The organism is Rhizobium sp. Leaf453 (assembly GCF_001425605.1).
GTDB lineage: Bacteria > Pseudomonadota > Alphaproteobacteria > Rhizobiales > Rhizobiaceae > Pararhizobium.
Window position 1 is genome coordinate 311527 of record NZ_LMRG01000027.1, and the last position, 14993, is coordinate 326519.

The 14993-nt window shown below is 61.5% G+C and carries 16 protein-coding genes and 1 pseudogene; 4 read left to right on the forward strand and 13 right to left on the reverse strand.

Annotated features, from left to right (window positions below):
- Positions 1 to 4 precede the first annotated feature (4 nt).
- The 3 genes from ASG68_RS24670 to ASG68_RS24680 all read right to left on the reverse strand — a co-directional run bounded on the left by ASG68_RS24670 (position 5) and on the right by ASG68_RS24680 (position 3210).
- A complete protein-coding gene (locus tag ASG68_RS24670) occupies positions 5 to 2092 on the reverse strand; it encodes a M3 family metallopeptidase (protein WP_062586373.1) in 2088 nt (695 codons plus the stop codon).
- A gap of 115 nt (positions 2093 to 2207) precedes the next feature.
- Entirely contained in the window at positions 2208 to 2849 is a 642-nt protein-coding gene (locus ASG68_RS24675) for a LysE family translocator (RefSeq protein ID WP_062586375.1), read from the reverse strand.
- A 97-nt stretch (positions 2850 to 2946) separates the two neighbouring features.
- Positions 2947 to 3210, reverse strand: coding sequence for a hypothetical protein (locus tag ASG68_RS24680; protein ID WP_062586378.1), 264 nt, complete (start codon positions 3208 to 3210; stop codon positions 2947 to 2949).
- 236 nt (positions 3211 to 3446) lie between these two features.
- Between ASG68_RS24680 and ASG68_RS24685 the strand changes: the two genes are divergently transcribed.
- On the forward strand, positions 3447 to 3917 hold the full coding sequence (locus ASG68_RS24685) for a MarR family winged helix-turn-helix transcriptional regulator (RefSeq protein WP_062586381.1): 471 nt from the start codon (positions 3447 to 3449) through the stop codon (positions 3915 to 3917).
- Between the two features lie 8 nt (positions 3918 to 3925).
- A pseudogene (locus ASG68_RS24690) lies at positions 3926 to 5121 on the forward strand (multidrug effflux MFS transporter).
- Between the two features lie 173 nt (positions 5122 to 5294).
- Here the strand turns inward: ASG68_RS24690 and ASG68_RS24695 are convergent.
- From ASG68_RS24695 to ASG68_RS24705, 3 genes are all read right to left on the reverse strand, one after another.
- Positions 5295 to 6512, reverse strand: coding sequence for an argininosuccinate synthase (locus tag ASG68_RS24695; RefSeq protein WP_062586383.1), 1218 nt, complete (start codon positions 6510 to 6512; stop codon positions 5295 to 5297).
- A gap of 124 nt (positions 6513 to 6636) precedes the next feature.
- Complete coding sequence (locus tag ASG68_RS24700; RefSeq protein ID WP_062586385.1) at positions 6637 to 6936, reverse strand: type II toxin-antitoxin system RelE/ParE family toxin; 300 nt, start codon at positions 6934 to 6936, stop codon at positions 6637 to 6639.
- Positions 6923 to 7171, reverse strand: coding sequence for a type II toxin-antitoxin system ParD family antitoxin (locus ASG68_RS24705; RefSeq protein ID WP_062586387.1), 249 nt, complete (start codon positions 7169 to 7171; stop codon positions 6923 to 6925). Before ASG68_RS24705 ends, ASG68_RS24700 begins: the two co-directional genes overlap by 14 nt.
- 82 nt (positions 7172 to 7253) lie before the next feature.
- Between ASG68_RS24705 and ASG68_RS24710 the strand changes: the two genes are divergently transcribed.
- Positions 7254 to 7895 carry a LysE family translocator gene (locus ASG68_RS24710; RefSeq protein ID WP_062586389.1) on the forward strand — a complete coding sequence of 214 codons (642 nt, stop codon included), beginning with the start codon at positions 7254 to 7256 and terminating at the stop codon, positions 7893 to 7895.
- 11 nt (positions 7896 to 7906) lie between these two features.
- Here ASG68_RS24710 and ASG68_RS24715 read toward each other — a convergent pair whose 3' ends face one another.
- The 6 genes from ASG68_RS24715 to ASG68_RS24740 form a co-directional block, all read right to left on the reverse strand.
- Positions 7907 to 8542, reverse strand: coding sequence for a DUF1287 domain-containing protein (locus ASG68_RS24715; RefSeq protein ID WP_062586392.1), 636 nt, complete (start codon positions 8540 to 8542; stop codon positions 7907 to 7909).
- A gap of 56 nt (positions 8543 to 8598) precedes the next feature.
- Positions 8599 to 9393, reverse strand: coding sequence for an ABC transporter ATP-binding protein (locus tag ASG68_RS24720; protein ID WP_062586394.1), 795 nt, complete (start codon positions 9391 to 9393; stop codon positions 8599 to 8601).
- On the reverse strand, positions 9390 to 10268 hold the full coding sequence (locus ASG68_RS24725; protein ID WP_062586397.1) for an ABC transporter permease: 879 nt from the start codon (positions 10266 to 10268) through the stop codon (positions 9390 to 9392). The genes ASG68_RS24720 and ASG68_RS24725 overlap by 4 nt, the downstream gene beginning before the upstream one ends.
- Before the next feature lie 255 nt (positions 10269 to 10523).
- Positions 10524 to 11477: an ABC transporter substrate-binding protein gene (locus ASG68_RS24730; protein WP_062586400.1), complete on the reverse strand. Its 954-nt coding sequence runs from the start codon at positions 11475 to 11477 to the stop codon at positions 10524 to 10526.
- A gap of 93 nt (positions 11478 to 11570) precedes the next feature.
- The gene (gene rlmN, locus ASG68_RS24735; protein WP_062586403.1) at positions 11571 to 12803 is read right to left on the reverse strand and encodes a 23S rRNA (adenine(2503)-C(2))-methyltransferase RlmN; all 1233 of its coding nucleotides are present in this window, start codon (positions 12801 to 12803) and stop codon (positions 11571 to 11573) included.
- 269 nt (positions 12804 to 13072) lie between these two features.
- On the reverse strand, positions 13073 to 13576 hold the full coding sequence (locus tag ASG68_RS24740; RefSeq protein ID WP_062586405.1) for an invasion associated locus B family protein: 504 nt from the start codon (positions 13574 to 13576) through the stop codon (positions 13073 to 13075).
- A gap of 428 nt (positions 13577 to 14004) precedes the next feature.
- On the opposite strand from ASG68_RS24740, the gene ASG68_RS24745 reads away from it, so the two are divergent.
- Entirely contained in the window at positions 14005 to 14577 is a 573-nt protein-coding gene (locus ASG68_RS24745) for a sigma-70 family RNA polymerase sigma factor (RefSeq protein ID WP_062586545.1), read from the forward strand.
- On the opposite strand, the gene ASG68_RS24750 is transcribed toward ASG68_RS24745, so the two are convergent.
- Complete coding sequence (locus ASG68_RS24750; protein ID WP_062586408.1) at positions 14574 to 14960, reverse strand: YkvA family protein; 387 nt, start codon at positions 14958 to 14960, stop codon at positions 14574 to 14576. The two genes, ASG68_RS24745 and ASG68_RS24750, sit on opposite strands and share 4 nt — an antisense overlap.
- Positions 14961 to 14993: the final 33 nt, after the last annotated feature.

Consider the following 14993-nt stretch of genomic DNA (forward strand, 5'->3'; position numbering starts at 1 on the left):
GTCCTCAGGCGTCCGAACCAGCCAGTTCCTCCATCATCGCTAGGCCCTTCTTGGCCAGCATCGCATCCGGGCTCGGCAGCTTGCCGCGGAAGGCCTTGTAGGCGTCTTCCGGGTCGATGGCGCCGCCGACGGAATAGATGTTGTCCCTGAGCTTCTTCGCCATTTCGGTGTTGAAGGCGTCACCGGTTTCCTCGAAGGCGGCAAACGCGTCGGCATCCAGCACTTCCGACCACATGTAGGAATAGTAACCGGCCGAATAACCGCCAGCGAAGATGTGCTGGAAATGCGGCGATGCATGGCGCATCACCAGCGATTTCGGGATGTCGAGTTCGGCCAGCACCTCCGCCTGCACCGCCATCGGATCTTCGACCGCGCCGCGGGTGTGGAACTCCATGTCGACGATCGCCGAGGAGGTGAACTCCACTGTGTTGAAGCCGGCATTGAAGGTGCGCGCGGCCAGCACCTTGTCGAGCAGGGCCTGCGGCATCGGCTCGCCGGTCTGGAAATGCACAGCATATTGCTTGAGGATCGCCGGAACCGTCAGCCAGTGCTCATAGAGCTGCGAGGGCAGTTCGACGAAATCGCGCGACACGGACGTGCCGGAGACCGACGGATAGGTGACATCCGAGAGCATGCCGTGCAGGGCGTGGCCGAATTCGTGGAACAGCGTGCGGGCATCGTCCAGCGACAGGAGCGCCGGCTTGCCCTCGGCCGGCTTGGCGAAGTTGCAGACATTGTAGATGATCGGCAGTTCGCCCTTGCGGCCGTTCTTGAGCGGCAGCTTGTGCTGCGACTGGAAGGCGCTCATCCAGGCGCCGGACCGCTTCGAACTGCGGGCGAAATAGTCACCCATGAACAGGGCGACGAGCGTGTCGCCGGCATCTCGGATCTCGTAGACCCGCACGTCCGGATGATAGGCAACGATGCCCTTCTTCTCGACCGCCTTGAGGCCGAAAAGCCGGTGGGCGACGTCGAAGCAGGCTTCGATGATCTTTTCGAGCTGCAGATAGGGCTTCAACTCGGCTTCTGAGAAATTGAACCTCTGCGCGCGGATGCGCTCGGCGTAGAAGCGCCAGTCCCACGGCATGACGTCATGGTTCTTGCCGTCATCGGCAATGAGTTTGGCAATATCGGTCTCTTCCTCGCGGGCGCGCTTCACCGCCTTTTTCCAGACGGCGTGCAGAAGCTCGTTCACCGCCGCCGGCGTCTTCGCCATCGTGTTGTCGAGCTTCAGTTCTGCAAAGTTGCCATAACCGAGCAGGCCGGCCATCTCGCTGCGCAGGGCCAGCGTCTCGCGGATGACGCCGCGATTGTCGGTTTCGCCGGCGTTCTCGCCACGGGCGACCCAGGCCTTGAACGCCTGTTCGCGCAGGTCGCGCCGTTCCGAGAAGGTGAGGAACGGCTCAATGATCGAGCGCGACAAGGTCACGGCATATTTGCCGTCCTCTCCGCGTTCGCGCGCAGCCGAGGCCATGGCGTCCTTGAGGAAGTCCGGAAGCCCTACGAGTTCCTGCGCGTCGGACAGGATCAGCGACCAGCCTTTTTCGTCAGCGAGCACATTCTGGCCGAATCGCGTGCTGAGGCCGGCCAGCTTCTCGTTGATGCCGGCCAGCTTCTCCTGTTCCGCCTTCGGCAGCTTGGCGCCGGATTTGACGAAACCCTTCCAGTGGCGCTCCAGCACGCGTGTCTGCTCCAGCGTCAGGCCGAGCTTTTCGCGGCCTTCCCAGAGCGTATCGATCCGGGCGAACAGGGCAGCATTCATGCCGATCTTCGAATAGTGCCGCGACATCTTGGGCGAGATATCCCGCTCCAGCGCCTGGATCGTATCGTTGGTGTGCGCACCCGCCCGGTTCCAGAACAGCGACGACACCCGCGACAGCGCATCGCCGGCGATTTCCAGCGCGACAATGGTGTTATCGAAGGTCGGGGCATCCGAATTGCCGGCGATCGCGTCGATTTCCTGTTCGTGTTCCGCAAGCGCGGCTTCGAACGATGCAGCGAAGTCGCCGTCATTCACCGCCTCGAAGCGTGGCAGGCCGTCCGGGCCGTTCCAGTCGGTGACGGCGGGGTTCAGCGCGGGGCTCGAAGTCATGGGGAAATCCTTTCGCATATCGTCTCTGGCCGCCGAAACGGCGGATGCTGCCGATGTTGTCGGCAGCGATTGTGGACATATCAAGATGGGCAGATGGGCCTGATCGCCTTTTCGATCAAGGCTTCCGGAAACCGAAAAGGCCCGGTGCCGCATGCCAGATCGCCTGAACCGCAAAGCCCATGAACAGGAGACCCGACAGACGCACGATCGCCAGTTCATGACGGCGGTAGAAGCGCCGCACCACGGAAGCGCCGATGATGCCGATCAGGATGACATCGGCAACGAGGAAGCCGAGGAAGGAAACGCCGAGAAGCGCCGGCAAAGCATCGAAATCGAGCGCGTTGGAGGAGCCGGCCAGCAGGGCGGTGAAGGTGGCGAGCGCCACGGGATAGCCTTTGGGATTGGTCAGCCCGAAGATCAGGCCGCGACGATACGGCCGCTCGACGGTTATCAGCGGCTGGTTTTCACCGCGCGGCTTGGCGCGCAGCGCCGACCAGCCGATCCAGGCGAGATAGAAGCCGCAGAGCAGGCCGAGAACGTCGAACACCGTGCTGCCGATGGTCTTGGCGCCGACGATCGCGACAAGCGCCAGCGCCGACCACAGGAGGTCGCCGGCCAGGTGCCCGCCCATGAACAGCGCGCCCGCCTTGCGGCCCTGTCCGGCACCAATGCCAAGCAGGGCAAGGAAGGCGGGACCCGGAATGAGAACGTAGAGAAGGGCAGCCATGAAGGCGCCGAAAAGCAGGGTCTGCGTCATGGAATCTCCTCGCGACGATCAGCCATTCGACCCTGCGGCGATGATTCCGTCAAGATGCGGCAGGACCGGTGAGGCCCCGCCGCATAAGATGCGAAGCCTACTTCGCTTCCGTCGCCTTCATGGCATTGTCGAGATGCATGGAGCAGTCGTCCATCTTGCCGTCTTTCATCGCCATCTTGGCGCTGTCGACTTCCTGCATGGCCATCATCATCGCGTCCTTCTTCATCGGATCGGTCATGCCCTTGGCCATCTCCTCGGTCTTCATGATGGAGGCGTCGTCGCAGGCGGTCATGCCGGCGGCGAAGGCCGGAGCCGACAGAATGGAAACCAGAGCGGTAGCGGCCAGAATTGTCTTGAACATGTTTTCTCTCCCAGTGAATTGAGGAGCGTAATTGCTCCTGGCCCGGAATGTGCGCCGGCCGCACCAACACGGTCCATTCACGCGTCCGCGATGCACAGCGTTGTCATTGCGCGTGCATCGGCGTGATATTTTCGTGATCAATTTATTAGCTTTAACTGTCGTTCTGGCGGAAAACTTGCTGGCCTATCCGGTAGATGATAAGTAAAACTTACGATCAATCCCGCCGATGTGTCCCCATGGCTGTCAGACTTGAAACCGATACGATCGGCATGCTGCTCACGGATGTCTCGCGCCTCTTGCGCGGGGCCTTCGACCGGCGAATCACGGCGGCAGCACTGGGTGTGACGCCGGGGGAGGCGCGCGCCTTGATCCAGGTCGGAGCAACTGAAGGCATCAAGCAGGCGGATATCGCCATCCGCATGGGCATCGAGCCAATGACGCTCTCGACCTATCTCGACCGGCTCGAAGGGCTTGGCCTCGTCGAGCGTGTCGCCGATCCCTGCGATCGCCGGGCCAAGAATGTCGTTGTCACCGAAAAAGCCGATCCACTGCTCCTTAACATCCGCGACAATGTCCGTGCCCTGATGGAAGAAGTCACCGAAGGGCTGGATGCCGATGCGCGCGAGGCGCTGCGGCAAAGCCTCATGGGCCTGCGCGACAACCTGCATCAAATCGATCGCGGCGCCAGCCGAAAGACTGCCGAATGAGCCTCCGCATGAGTGAACGCCGCACCAGCATGCTTGGTGCGCTGCTGGCGACGCTGGGGCCGATCTCCATGTCGATCTACACGCCGGCCATGCCGGAGCTGGTACAGGCCTTCGGAACGACGGAATCAATGATCAAGTTGACGCTGTCGGTCTATTTCGGCGGTTTCTCGGTCGCGCAACTGATCGCCGGGCCGATGTCCGATGCCTTCGGACGAAAGAATGCCACGCTGGCCTTCGTCGGGATCAACCTGCTCGGCAGCCTGGTCTGCGCCTTTGCACCCTCCGTCGAGTGGCTGCTGGCCGGCCGGCTGATCCAGGGTGTCGGCGCGTCGGTGGGTATGACGGTCGCGCGGGCGATGGTTCGCGACCAGTTCGTCGGTGCTGAGGCTTCGCGTATCATGAACCTGATCGGCATCATGCTGGCGATCGGCCCGGCCATGGCGCCGACCTTGGGTGGGCTGGCGCTCGTCGCCTTGGGCTGGCAGGCAATCTTCTTCCTGCTGATCGGCTTCGGGCTTCTCGCCATCTTCGCCGTTCTCGTCTTTATGCGCGAGACCACCATACCCGATCGAATGAGGGTACGGCCGGGTTTGCTTCTCTCGGCTTATCGCGAGCTCGCCCAAGATCCGCGATTCCTTACCGCCGCCTTTGTTCTCGGCGGATCGGTCGGCAGTCTCTACGCTCAGTCGACCATGCTTGCCTTCATTCTGATCGATCGTGTCGGTATGACGCCGACCGCCTTCGGGATGGGTATGCTGATGCAGACCGGCGCTATTTCGCTGGCTCAGTCTGTTTGCGGCTGACTGTAGCGAGGCTCGGGGGAGAAGGCTCCGTGCGGGTCGGTCTTGCTTGCTGTGGCGCTGGCGGACTGCTGATTGCCTTATCGGTGCAGTTCATTGCACCAAGCTATCTTTCGGTGATGCTGCCCGTGGCGTTTTCCGGCTTCGGTATAGCCTTCCTGACGCCTCACATGACGACGGCGGCGCTGCAGTCCTTTCCCCATATCGCCGGCTCGGCCTCGGCCATGGTGGGCTTCATCCAGATGATGGGCGGTTTCCTCGGCGGCCTGGCGGCAGCGCTGCTCGGCACGCCCTTCACCGCCTTCGGCCTGGTCATCCCGGCAATGCTGTTCCTGTCGGTGGCGAGCTACATGCGGTTTGCCGCTCTGACGCGGCGGGCGGCGCTGGATGGTGCGGGCGAGTAGGAAGGCCTGATTCCGAAGACGGAGCGTAGCCCTCCACTTTCCCTCATGCCCGCCACAAGGGCGAGCATGAGGGAGGTTGGATTTGCCGCCCAGTCTTCCAAACGATCTTCGATACCAAAAGAAAAAAGCCCGCCATCCTTACGAATGGCGGGCTATTGTCAGCAGGAAACGGTTTACTTGTCGCGATTGCGCGCAGCCAGCGTGCGCAGGCGCAGCGCGTTGAGCTTGATGAAGCCGGCGGCGTCCTTCTGGTCGTAGGCGCCCTGGTCATCCTCGAAGGTGACGAGCTTGTCGGAGTAGAGCGACTTGGGTGACTCGCGGCCGATGGTCATGACATTGCCCTTGTAAAGCTTCAGCGTCACTTCGCCTTCGACATGCTCCTGGCTCTTGTCGATCAGGGCCTGCAGCATTTCGCGCTCCGGCGAGAACCAGAAGCCGTAATAGATCAGCTCGGCGTAGCGCGGCATGATCTCGTCCTTGAGATGAGCTGCACCACGGTCGAGCGTGATGGATTCGATGGCGCGGTGGGCGGCGAGCAGGATGGTGCCGCCGGGCGTTTCGTAGACGCCGCGCGACTTCATGCCGACGAAACGGTTTTCGACGAGATCGAGGCGGCCGATGCCGTTGTCGCGGCCGAGGGCATTGAGTGCGGTCAGGATCGATGCCGGGCTCATTTCCTTGCCGTCGATCGAGACGGCATCGCCCTTGCGGAAGCCGACCTTGACGATGGTTGCCTTGTCCGGGGCCGCTTCCGGCGAGATCGTGCGCATATGGACATATTCAGGCGCTTCGACCGACGGATCTTCCAGAACCTTGCCCTCGGAAGACGAGTGCAGGAGATTGGCATCGACCGAGAACGGTGCCTCGCCCTTCTTGTCCTTGGCGACGGGAATCTGATGCTCTTCCGCGAAGTTCAGGAGGTCGGTACGGCTCTTGAACGACCAGTCGCGCCAAGGCGCGATGATCTTGATGTCCGGGTTCAGCGCATAGGCCGAGAGTTCGAAGCGAACCTGGTCGTTGCCCTTGCCGGTCGCGCCGTGGGCGATGGCGTCGGCGCCGGTTTCGCGGGCGATCTCGATCAGGTGCTTGGAGATCAGCGGACGGGCAATCGAGGTGCCGAGCAGGTAGACGCCTTCATAGACGGCATTGGCGCGGAACATTGGGAAAACGAAATCCTTCACGAACTCCTCACGGACGTCCTTGATATAGATTTCCTTGATGCCCAGCATTTCCGCCTTCTTGCGGGCCGGCTCCAGTTCCTCGCCCTGGCCGAGATCGGCCGTAAAGGTCACGACTTCAGCACCGAGTTCGGTCTGCAGCCACTTGAGGATGATGGACGTGTCGAGACCGCCGGAATAGGCGAGAACGACCTTTTTCACTTGCTTTGCCATGTTAATCTGCCCGTCTTGTCGCGAAAGGCGCGGTATCGCGCCCAAGGAAAATTCTGCGGCACTTTTAGCGAGATTACCGGGGCGTGCAAGCCTTGTCGCGCCGGGAAATGGCGCTCTGGCGGTTTCAAAGGTGCCGTGTTGGATCCATTCGCTGATGCAGAATGCGAACGATGACGATTCCGGCTGCCGTCTTTCGATAGAATATGCAGTGCGAATTGCAGGTGCTGGAGAAATAGCCGGACCGAACGGCCCGCAGGTCGCGGCCCATCTTCGTGCCATTGGCGAGAGCTGAAAATGCATTCTGGAGTTGACGCAGGTAATCATCTGCCTTCTGCAGCGACCATGTCTCAAAACTGTAGAGCCAGATGTTCTCCATGTCCCGCCGGGCGGCGGGCCGGAGCGTGTAGCCCTTACGTGGGGGCATGTTTCGCGCGCATATGCTGAAGGAAGCTGTCGAAATCGAATTCGATTGGCTCGCCCGATTCCTCGCCCTCGATCAGCGCCGCTTTCAGCACCTCAAGCTTTGCATCGTCCTCGCGCAACAGGCGCAGGCCAGCCTCCACAACATCATTTGCCGAGGCATAATTGCCGTCGCGAACCTGTCGATCGACAAAATCGCCGAGTTCATCATTCAAGGTAATCTGCGCGCTTTTTGCCATGGAAATTCCCGCTGTCACCAAGGCTGCAATCTAGCACGGGCTGTGATATCGAGACAAGAATTCCAAACCTTGAGAGCCCCCGATGGATTTCCTGCCCAGCCTGCCGACCCTTCTTGCCTTTACCGCGGCGACCCTGCTTCTGGCGGCGACGCCGGGGCCGGACATGACCTTGTCGATCAGCCGGGCGCTTTCGCAGGGCAAGGCGGCCGCCTTCTTCATCGTTGTCGGCACCAGCCTCGGCTGCGTGGTTCATACGCTGCTGGTCGCCTTCGGCATTTCGGCTCTGATCACCGCCTCGCCCACGGCCTTCATGATCCTCAAGACCGGCGGTGCGGCCTATCTGTTCTGGCTGGCGGTGCAGGCGATCCGCTACGGCTCGACGCTGACGGTGAAGAAGGTCGACGACACCGGCGCTTCCGCGCTTTCCAATATCTCGACCGGGCTCTGGGTCAACCTGCTCAATCCGAAGGTCATCATCTTCTTCATGACCTTCCTGCCGCAATTCGTCACCGCCAACGATCCGGCCGTCACGCAGAAGCTGCTGTTCCTCGGCTTTTTCTTCATCGTCGCGGCCATGCCGGTCAACATGCTGGTTATACTGACGGCCGACTGGCTGTCGGGCTGGCTGCAGCGCCGGAAGAGCGTGATGCGGGCGATCGACTATACCTTCGCCGGCGTCTTCTCGATCTTTGCGGTCAAGATCCTGTTCACGCACGCGCGCTGACCGTTTCAGCGTTACCTGGCCGCGCCGCGATAGCGGTAATGTCCGGTGACCGGGAAGGCGAAGAGGATATCCTCCATTTTCGCGCCCCAGCCGATATTGTGGATCAAGAGCGGCCGCGTTCCGTCGTCAGCCAAGACATCGCCGACGATGGCGATATGCGGCTTGTTGCCGGGCAACATCTGCGTGACGACGTCGCCGGGCAGATAGGCGAGCCCGTCGGTCCCAACAGGCTGTTCGGCGTTCTGGCGTTTGAAGAAGGTCTTGAGATTCGGCACGCGGCGGTGGTCGATATTGCTGTCTGTCGCTTTCAGACCCCAGTTTTTCGGATAGGCGCTGAAGGCGCGGCGCATGTCGGCGTTGATCAGCGCCTGCAGGTCGAGGTTCAGTCCGTCGCGATAGGCCCGCACGATCACATCGGTGCAGACACCCTTGACGCGCGGCACGTCGCCACACGGAAAGGCGATCTTCGTATAGGAGGGATCATAGACGAGCGTGACGCCAATCTGCGACCGCGCTGCCGTCACGAGCTTGGCGGCCCATTCCTCGACAGGTGCAGTGGTCCCGGCCTGCGGACGGCGCAGCGGCAGCAAAAGCCCCGCGGTGCCTGCACATAATCCGCCCAGCATCAGCATGCGCCGTGAAATCATCTCAGCCCCCCGATCGGCCCCTATGCTCGATGCCGATTGAGGCGAATTATCGACGGTTACCCGATCAGCAGCGCGTCATCATCCAGCGTCTGGCCGCGAATGCGGCGGAACATGGCGATGAGGTCTTCGACCTGCAGCGTCTTGCGGCTGTCTCCGGAGACATCGAGCACCACTTCACCGGCATGCAGCATGATGGTGCGGTGGCCGAAATCCAGCGCCTGGCGCATCGAATGGGTGACCATCAGCGCCGTCAGCTTGCGGTCGAAAACGATCTTCTGCGTCAGGTTCATGATGAACTCGGCCATGCCGGGGTCGAGTGCCGCCGTATGCTCGTCCAGCAGCAGGACTTCGGAGCCGGCGAGTGTCGCCATGACCAGTGATACCGCCTGCCGCTGCCCGCCGGACAAAAGGTCCATGCGGTCCTTCATGCGGTTTTCAAGGCCGAGATTGAGTTCGGCGATGCGTTCGCGAAAATGCTCGCGGCGTTTGGGGCCAAGCGCGGGCGTCAGGCCACGGCTTTCGCCGCGACGGGCGGCGAGCGCCAGATTTTCCTCGATCGACAGGGCGCCGCAGCTTCCGGCCAGCGGGTCCTGAAACACGCGGGCAACGAGGCCGGCTCGGGCAGCGGTGCCCTTGCGGGTGACGTCGGTGCTGCCGATCGTGACGGTGCCGGCCGTTGGGATGACATCGCCGGCGAGAACGCCGAGCACGGTGGATTTGCCGGCGCCGTTGGAGCCGATGACGGTCACGAACGTGCCTTCCTCGATGGTCAGGTTGATGCCGTTCAGCGCCTGCTTCTGCAGCGGCGTTCCCTTGCCGAAGATGACCTGGATGTTGTCGAGCTTGATCATGCGGCACCTCCGCGGCGCAGGCGGGGAAGAACGAGGGCAACCGTGACCAGCACGGCGGTGACCAGGTTGAGGTCGGAGGCCTGCAGGCCGAGCATGTCGGTCGAGAGCGCCAGCTGGATGGCGATGCGGTAGAGGATCGAGCCGAGCACGCAGCCGATCAGCGCGATCAGGATGCCGCGGCTGCCGAGCAGCGTTTCGCCGATGATCACGGCGGCCAGGCCGACGACGATGGTCCCGACGCCAGACGTCACATCGGCAAAGCCGTTGGTCTGGGCAAACAGCGCGCCGCCAAGCGCCACGAGCGCGTTCGAGATCGCCATGCCGAGATAGATCTGGCGGTTGGTATCGACACCCTGCGCCCGGGCCATCCGCGCATTGGCGCCGGTCGCGCGCATGGCAAGGCCGGCATCGCTCTCCAAGAAACGCCAGACGGCGATGACGGCGATGATCGCGAGGATGCCGACGAACAGCGGCCGGACATAGAAGTCACGCAGGCCCAGGCCATAGAAGGGCGACAGCATCGTGTCGGCATTGATCAGCGCCACGTTCGGCTTGCCCATGACGCGCAGGTTCACGGAAAACAACGCGATCATCGTCAGGATCGAGGCGAGAAGATTGAGGATGCGGAAGCGGACATTGAGGATCGCCGTGACGATACCGGCGGCAGCTCCTGCAACCATCGCAACGCCAGAGGCAAGCCACGGATTGACGCCGGCAATGATCAGCACGGCAGCGACGGCGGCGCCCAGCGGAAACGAGCCATCGACCGTGAGGTCAGGGAAGTCGAGCACGCGGAAGGCGAGGAACACGCCGATGGCCACGAAGGCATAGACGAGCCCCAGTTCCACCGCTCCCCAGAAGGCAATTTGGCTCACCGCCGTGATCCTTTCATTCAGTCACCGCCCCGCAGGACGCTGTTACCAGATAACACGAAAGCGCCCCCATCTTCGACCGGGGCGCTTGTTGGATGTATATATCGAAAGTCCCCTCCCCAACCCCTCCCCACAAGGGGGAGGGGCTTAACCCAGCCGCACCGCCACACAAAATTGTCACCGTGCTCGAGGTGTCGCTGAGACGTGGGACAGTGCGGCAGTCTAGTCCCTCCCCCTTGTGGGGAGGGGTTTAAAACCTTACTCAATCACCCGCGTTGCGCGGCCGAGGACGCTTTCCGGGAAGGTGACGCCCATCTTGGTGGCGGCGCCCTTGTTGATGACGAGGTCGGTGCCGGCGGCGACCTTCACGGCGATGTCGCCGGGGTTTTCGCCCTTCAGGATGCGCACGACCACGTCGCCCGTCTGCTTGCCGACATCGTGATAGTTGAAGCCGAGAGCGGCAACGGCGCCGCGTGCGACGGAATCGGTGTCGGCAGTGAAGAGCGGCAGCTTGGCCTCCTCGGCAACGGCGACAGCGCCTTCCAGCGCCGAAATGATCGTGTTGTCGGTCGGAATGTAGATGACGTCGGCGCGGCCGACGAGGGCGCGGGCAGCCCCTTGGACTTCAGCCGACTTGGTGGCGGCGGATTCGACAACGGTCAGACCGGCCTTTTCTGCTTCGGCCTTGAGAACAGCGAGCAGCGAGACCGAATTGGCTTCACCGGAATTGTAGAGATAGCCGATCGACTTCACGTTCGGCAGGATTTCCTTGATCAGCGCGACATGCTCGGCAACCGGAGACAGGTCGGAAAGGCCGGTGACGTTGCCGCCCGGCTTGTCCATGTCCTTGACCAGCTGCGCGCCGAGCGGATCGGACACGGCGGTGAAGACCACCGGGATATCGCGCGTCGAGGAAACGACAGCCTGCGCAGAGGGGGTGGAGATCGGAACGATCACGCTCGGCGCTTCGCCAGCGAACTGGCGGGCGATCTGCGCTGCGGTCGCCGGGTTGCCCTGCGCCGATTCGTAGAGGAAGGTCAGGTTCTCGCCTTCCTTGTAGCCGGCGGCGGCCAGCGCTTCCTTGACACCGTCACGCACGGCATCGAGCGCCGGATGTTCGACGATCGCGGTCACAGCGACGGTAACGTCATCTGCCCGCGCGGGCATGGAAAGAGCAACGGTTGCCGCCAAAGCGAGCAGAATGGAACGCATGGTGTCCTCCAAAGACTGATTTTTGGGCAGTCTTAGGAAGGCGGAACCATTAAATCAATCGAATTGCAGTCGGCAATCCATCAAAAATGCTGATCAATCCTCGCCGTGATTGGCGATCATCATCGCTTCGAAGGCCATGCGGTCGACCTTGCGCATGCGCTCGGATTCCGACTTCAGCTGGCCGCAGGCGGCGAGGATGTCGCGGCCGCGCGGCGTGCGGATCGGCGAGGCATAGCCGGCCGCATTGATGAAATCGGCGAACTTCTCGATGTGTTCCCAGGAGGAACACTGGTAGTTCGTGCCGGGCCAGGGATTGAACGGGATCAGGTTGATCTTGGCCGGAATGCCCTTCAGGAGGCGCACCAGTTCCTTGGCGTCTTCCAGCGTGTCGTTGACGCCTTCGAGCATCACATATTCGAAGGTGATGCGGCGGGCGTTGGAGAGGCCGGGATATTTGCGGCAGGCGTCGAGCAATTCCTTCAGCGGGTATTTCTTGTTGATCGGCACCAGCATGTCGCGCAGGTCGTCGCGGACTGCATGCAGCGAGATCGCCAGCATGACGCCGATTTCCTCGCCGGTGCGCAGGATTTCCGGAACGATGCCGGAGGTCGATAGCGTGACCCGGCGACGCGACAGCGAAAGGCCGTCGCCATCCGTGGCGATCAAGAGCGCCGTCTTGACGTTGTCGAAATTGTAGAGCGGTTCGCCCATGCCCATCATGACGATGTTGGAGACCTTGCGCCCATCGGCGGGCACGATGGCGCCGGCCGGCGTGTCGCGGTCCGGGAAATCGCCCAGCCGGTCGCGGGCGAGCAGCAGCTGCGACAGAATTTCTTCGGCCGTCAGGTTGCGCACCAGCTTCTGCGTGCCGGTATGACAGAAGGAACAGGTGAGCGTGCAGCCGACCTGGCTGGAGATGCACAGTGTGCCGCGTCCTTCCTCGGGAATATAGACGGTCTCGATCTCGACGGGACGGCCGGCGCCGCGCGCCGGAAAGCGCAGGAGCCACTTGCGTGTGCCGTCGGTGGAGATCTGCTCATCGACGATTTCCGGCCGCGCGATGGTGAAATGCACCTTCATCAGTTCGCGCATGTCTTTCGACACATTGGTCATGTGGTCGAAATCGGATACGCCGCGCACGTAGAGCCAGTGCCAGAGCTGGCTCACCCGCATCTTGACCTGCTTGGGCGGCACGCCGATCTCGGCCAGCGCCTTGCCCATGTCCTCGCGCGACAGGCCGATCAGCGACGGCTTTTCAGCGGCCATGCCGGGGCGGACGGGCGCCTTGACCGGGCGGTCCAGATTGAGTGCTTCAGTCGCGGCCATTCTCGCCATTCCCATATTCGAGATACGCACGGTTCCGTTCAAGCGCCTGTGCCTGCCGACGATGCGTAAAATGCTGAGATCAGAGTTCGTTTGCCGCGCAAGGGGATCATCGAACAATCCACGCGGTCATCGTTGTCGCGGCCTTTAGCATGGTTTTTGCCCTGCGTCACCCTCCGGCGGGTCAGGGCAGGCTTGCAAAAAGACAAAGCGTTAACGCCAAAAGGCCGGACGAGCCGGCCTTTCGAAATCATCAATGAAGCCGAGAGAGCTTACTTGCAGTTCTCGATCTGCTTCAGCGCTGCCGAAATGCCCGACAGCGAGTAGGAATAGGCCGTCGGCGTGCCCTTGCGCGACTTGGCGGCGACCGACATTGCCTTGCCGTTCTTCATCGCGGCGACGAGAGCCGGCTCTTCGGCAGCATTTTCCACCCAGGCGGAATTGCCCTTGGTGAACATGACGAAATCCTTGGCGTCGATGGTGACGGTCACCTTGGAGTTTTCCTGCAGCGCATAGCCCATCATCGCCTGCGGTTCATAGGAGATGTTCTGGCCCGGGCGCTGCGACACGAGGAAGAAGATGTCGCCGTGATCGACATTGGCCGGGCTCTTTTCCTTCGGTACCGAGAGGACGTAGCAGACCTTGCCGGCGCCTGCCTGGTAGGAATAGGCACCCCAGGCGTTGAACTGCTGGATGCGGGTCGGAGATTGCGCCGAAGCGACACCGGCAGTTGCGAGCATGAGTGCGATTGCGATGGTGAATTTTCTTAACTGCATCTTGTCCTGCCGGTTTCTTGAGCGCCAAAGCCCGCGGCATGTGCCGGGCAACGCATGGTCACGATTTGATTCATTTTGACTTAATTCAGGTTACCAAACCGTCAACATTCCTGAATTTGACTGAGCACCGCTTTAATACGGAACACATTACGACGCAAACACTGCCCTGGTTTCAGACTTGCGAGCAAGAACCTGAAGGTGAACCTGTTCGAATTCGAAACTGAACGAAAACCCCTAAGTGGTCCCGCAAGAAACCGCTGGTATGCCTTGTCGAACTGCTCGATTGATGAGCATTTGCCCAATTCATCAAAACGTGCTCGATATTCGTTTATGTCACAAAGAATCAGGCAAGAGTTTGACCTTTGACAAGAGCGCTGTACCTGTTGTGAAATAGCGTGAAATTGGACTGGGAGGCCATCAAGAGCGGAATGGATGTTGATGCGAGACAGCATTTCGCAGACCTCGCCGCGGCCGTCGCAAAGAATCGTGACAAGGCAGCTTTCGCTGAACTCTTCGATTTCTTTGCTCCCCGGCTGAAATCCTTTCTCATGCGCCAGAATGCCGGTGCGACCGAGGCCGAGGAATTGGTCCAGGAGGTCATGGTCATCCTGTGGCAGAAGGCCCATCTCTACAGCCCGGAAAAATCCTCGCTCTCCACTTGGTTGTTCCGCATTGCCCGCAATCGCCGCATCGACGCGTCACGCAGGCGGCGTAATGACGAACTCGACGCCAACGAACCACTGCTTCTCCCGACCGCCCCGCCAGCGCCTGATGATGTGCTGGAAAACGAGGATCGCGAGCAGATTGTCCGCGCGGCCCTGTCGACGCTGCCGGCGGAGCAGGTCACCCTGATCCGCATGGCCTTCTTTTTCGGCCAGTCGCATTCAGAGATTTCGGCGGCCACAGGATTGCCGCTCGGCACGGTCAAGTCGCGCATCCGCCTCGCCTTCGGCAAGCTGAAGACGCTGCTGGAAAAGAACGGAGTGGAAAGCGCTGGTTAGCCCGTGCTTTCCGGGGCTTCGCCCTGCAGCGCCGCATCGGCCTTGACGTAATGGTCTTCCTTGATCTGGCCGCTGATCGCAGCAAAGGCCGCCGTCAGCACGGCGATATCGTCGGAAAAGCCAACCATGGCCAGCACGTCTGGAATGAAATCCAGTGGCAGGACGAAATAGGCGAGTGCGCCGAGCAGGATGCCGCGTGTGCGCATCGGCGTCGTCGGGTCCATGGCGCAGTAATAGGCAGCGACGAGGTCGCGGCTGAACGGCACCTGGCGCATGGCGCGCTTCAGTGTTGGCCAGAAGCGGCGCTGCACCTTGCGGGCCTTCGCCTCCTGCTCGCTCTCCTCGCCGGGCAGCAGAATTTCGCCGACCTTGACGTCATCCATCTTGTTTGTCCCGTCTCTCATGCAAAATCATAT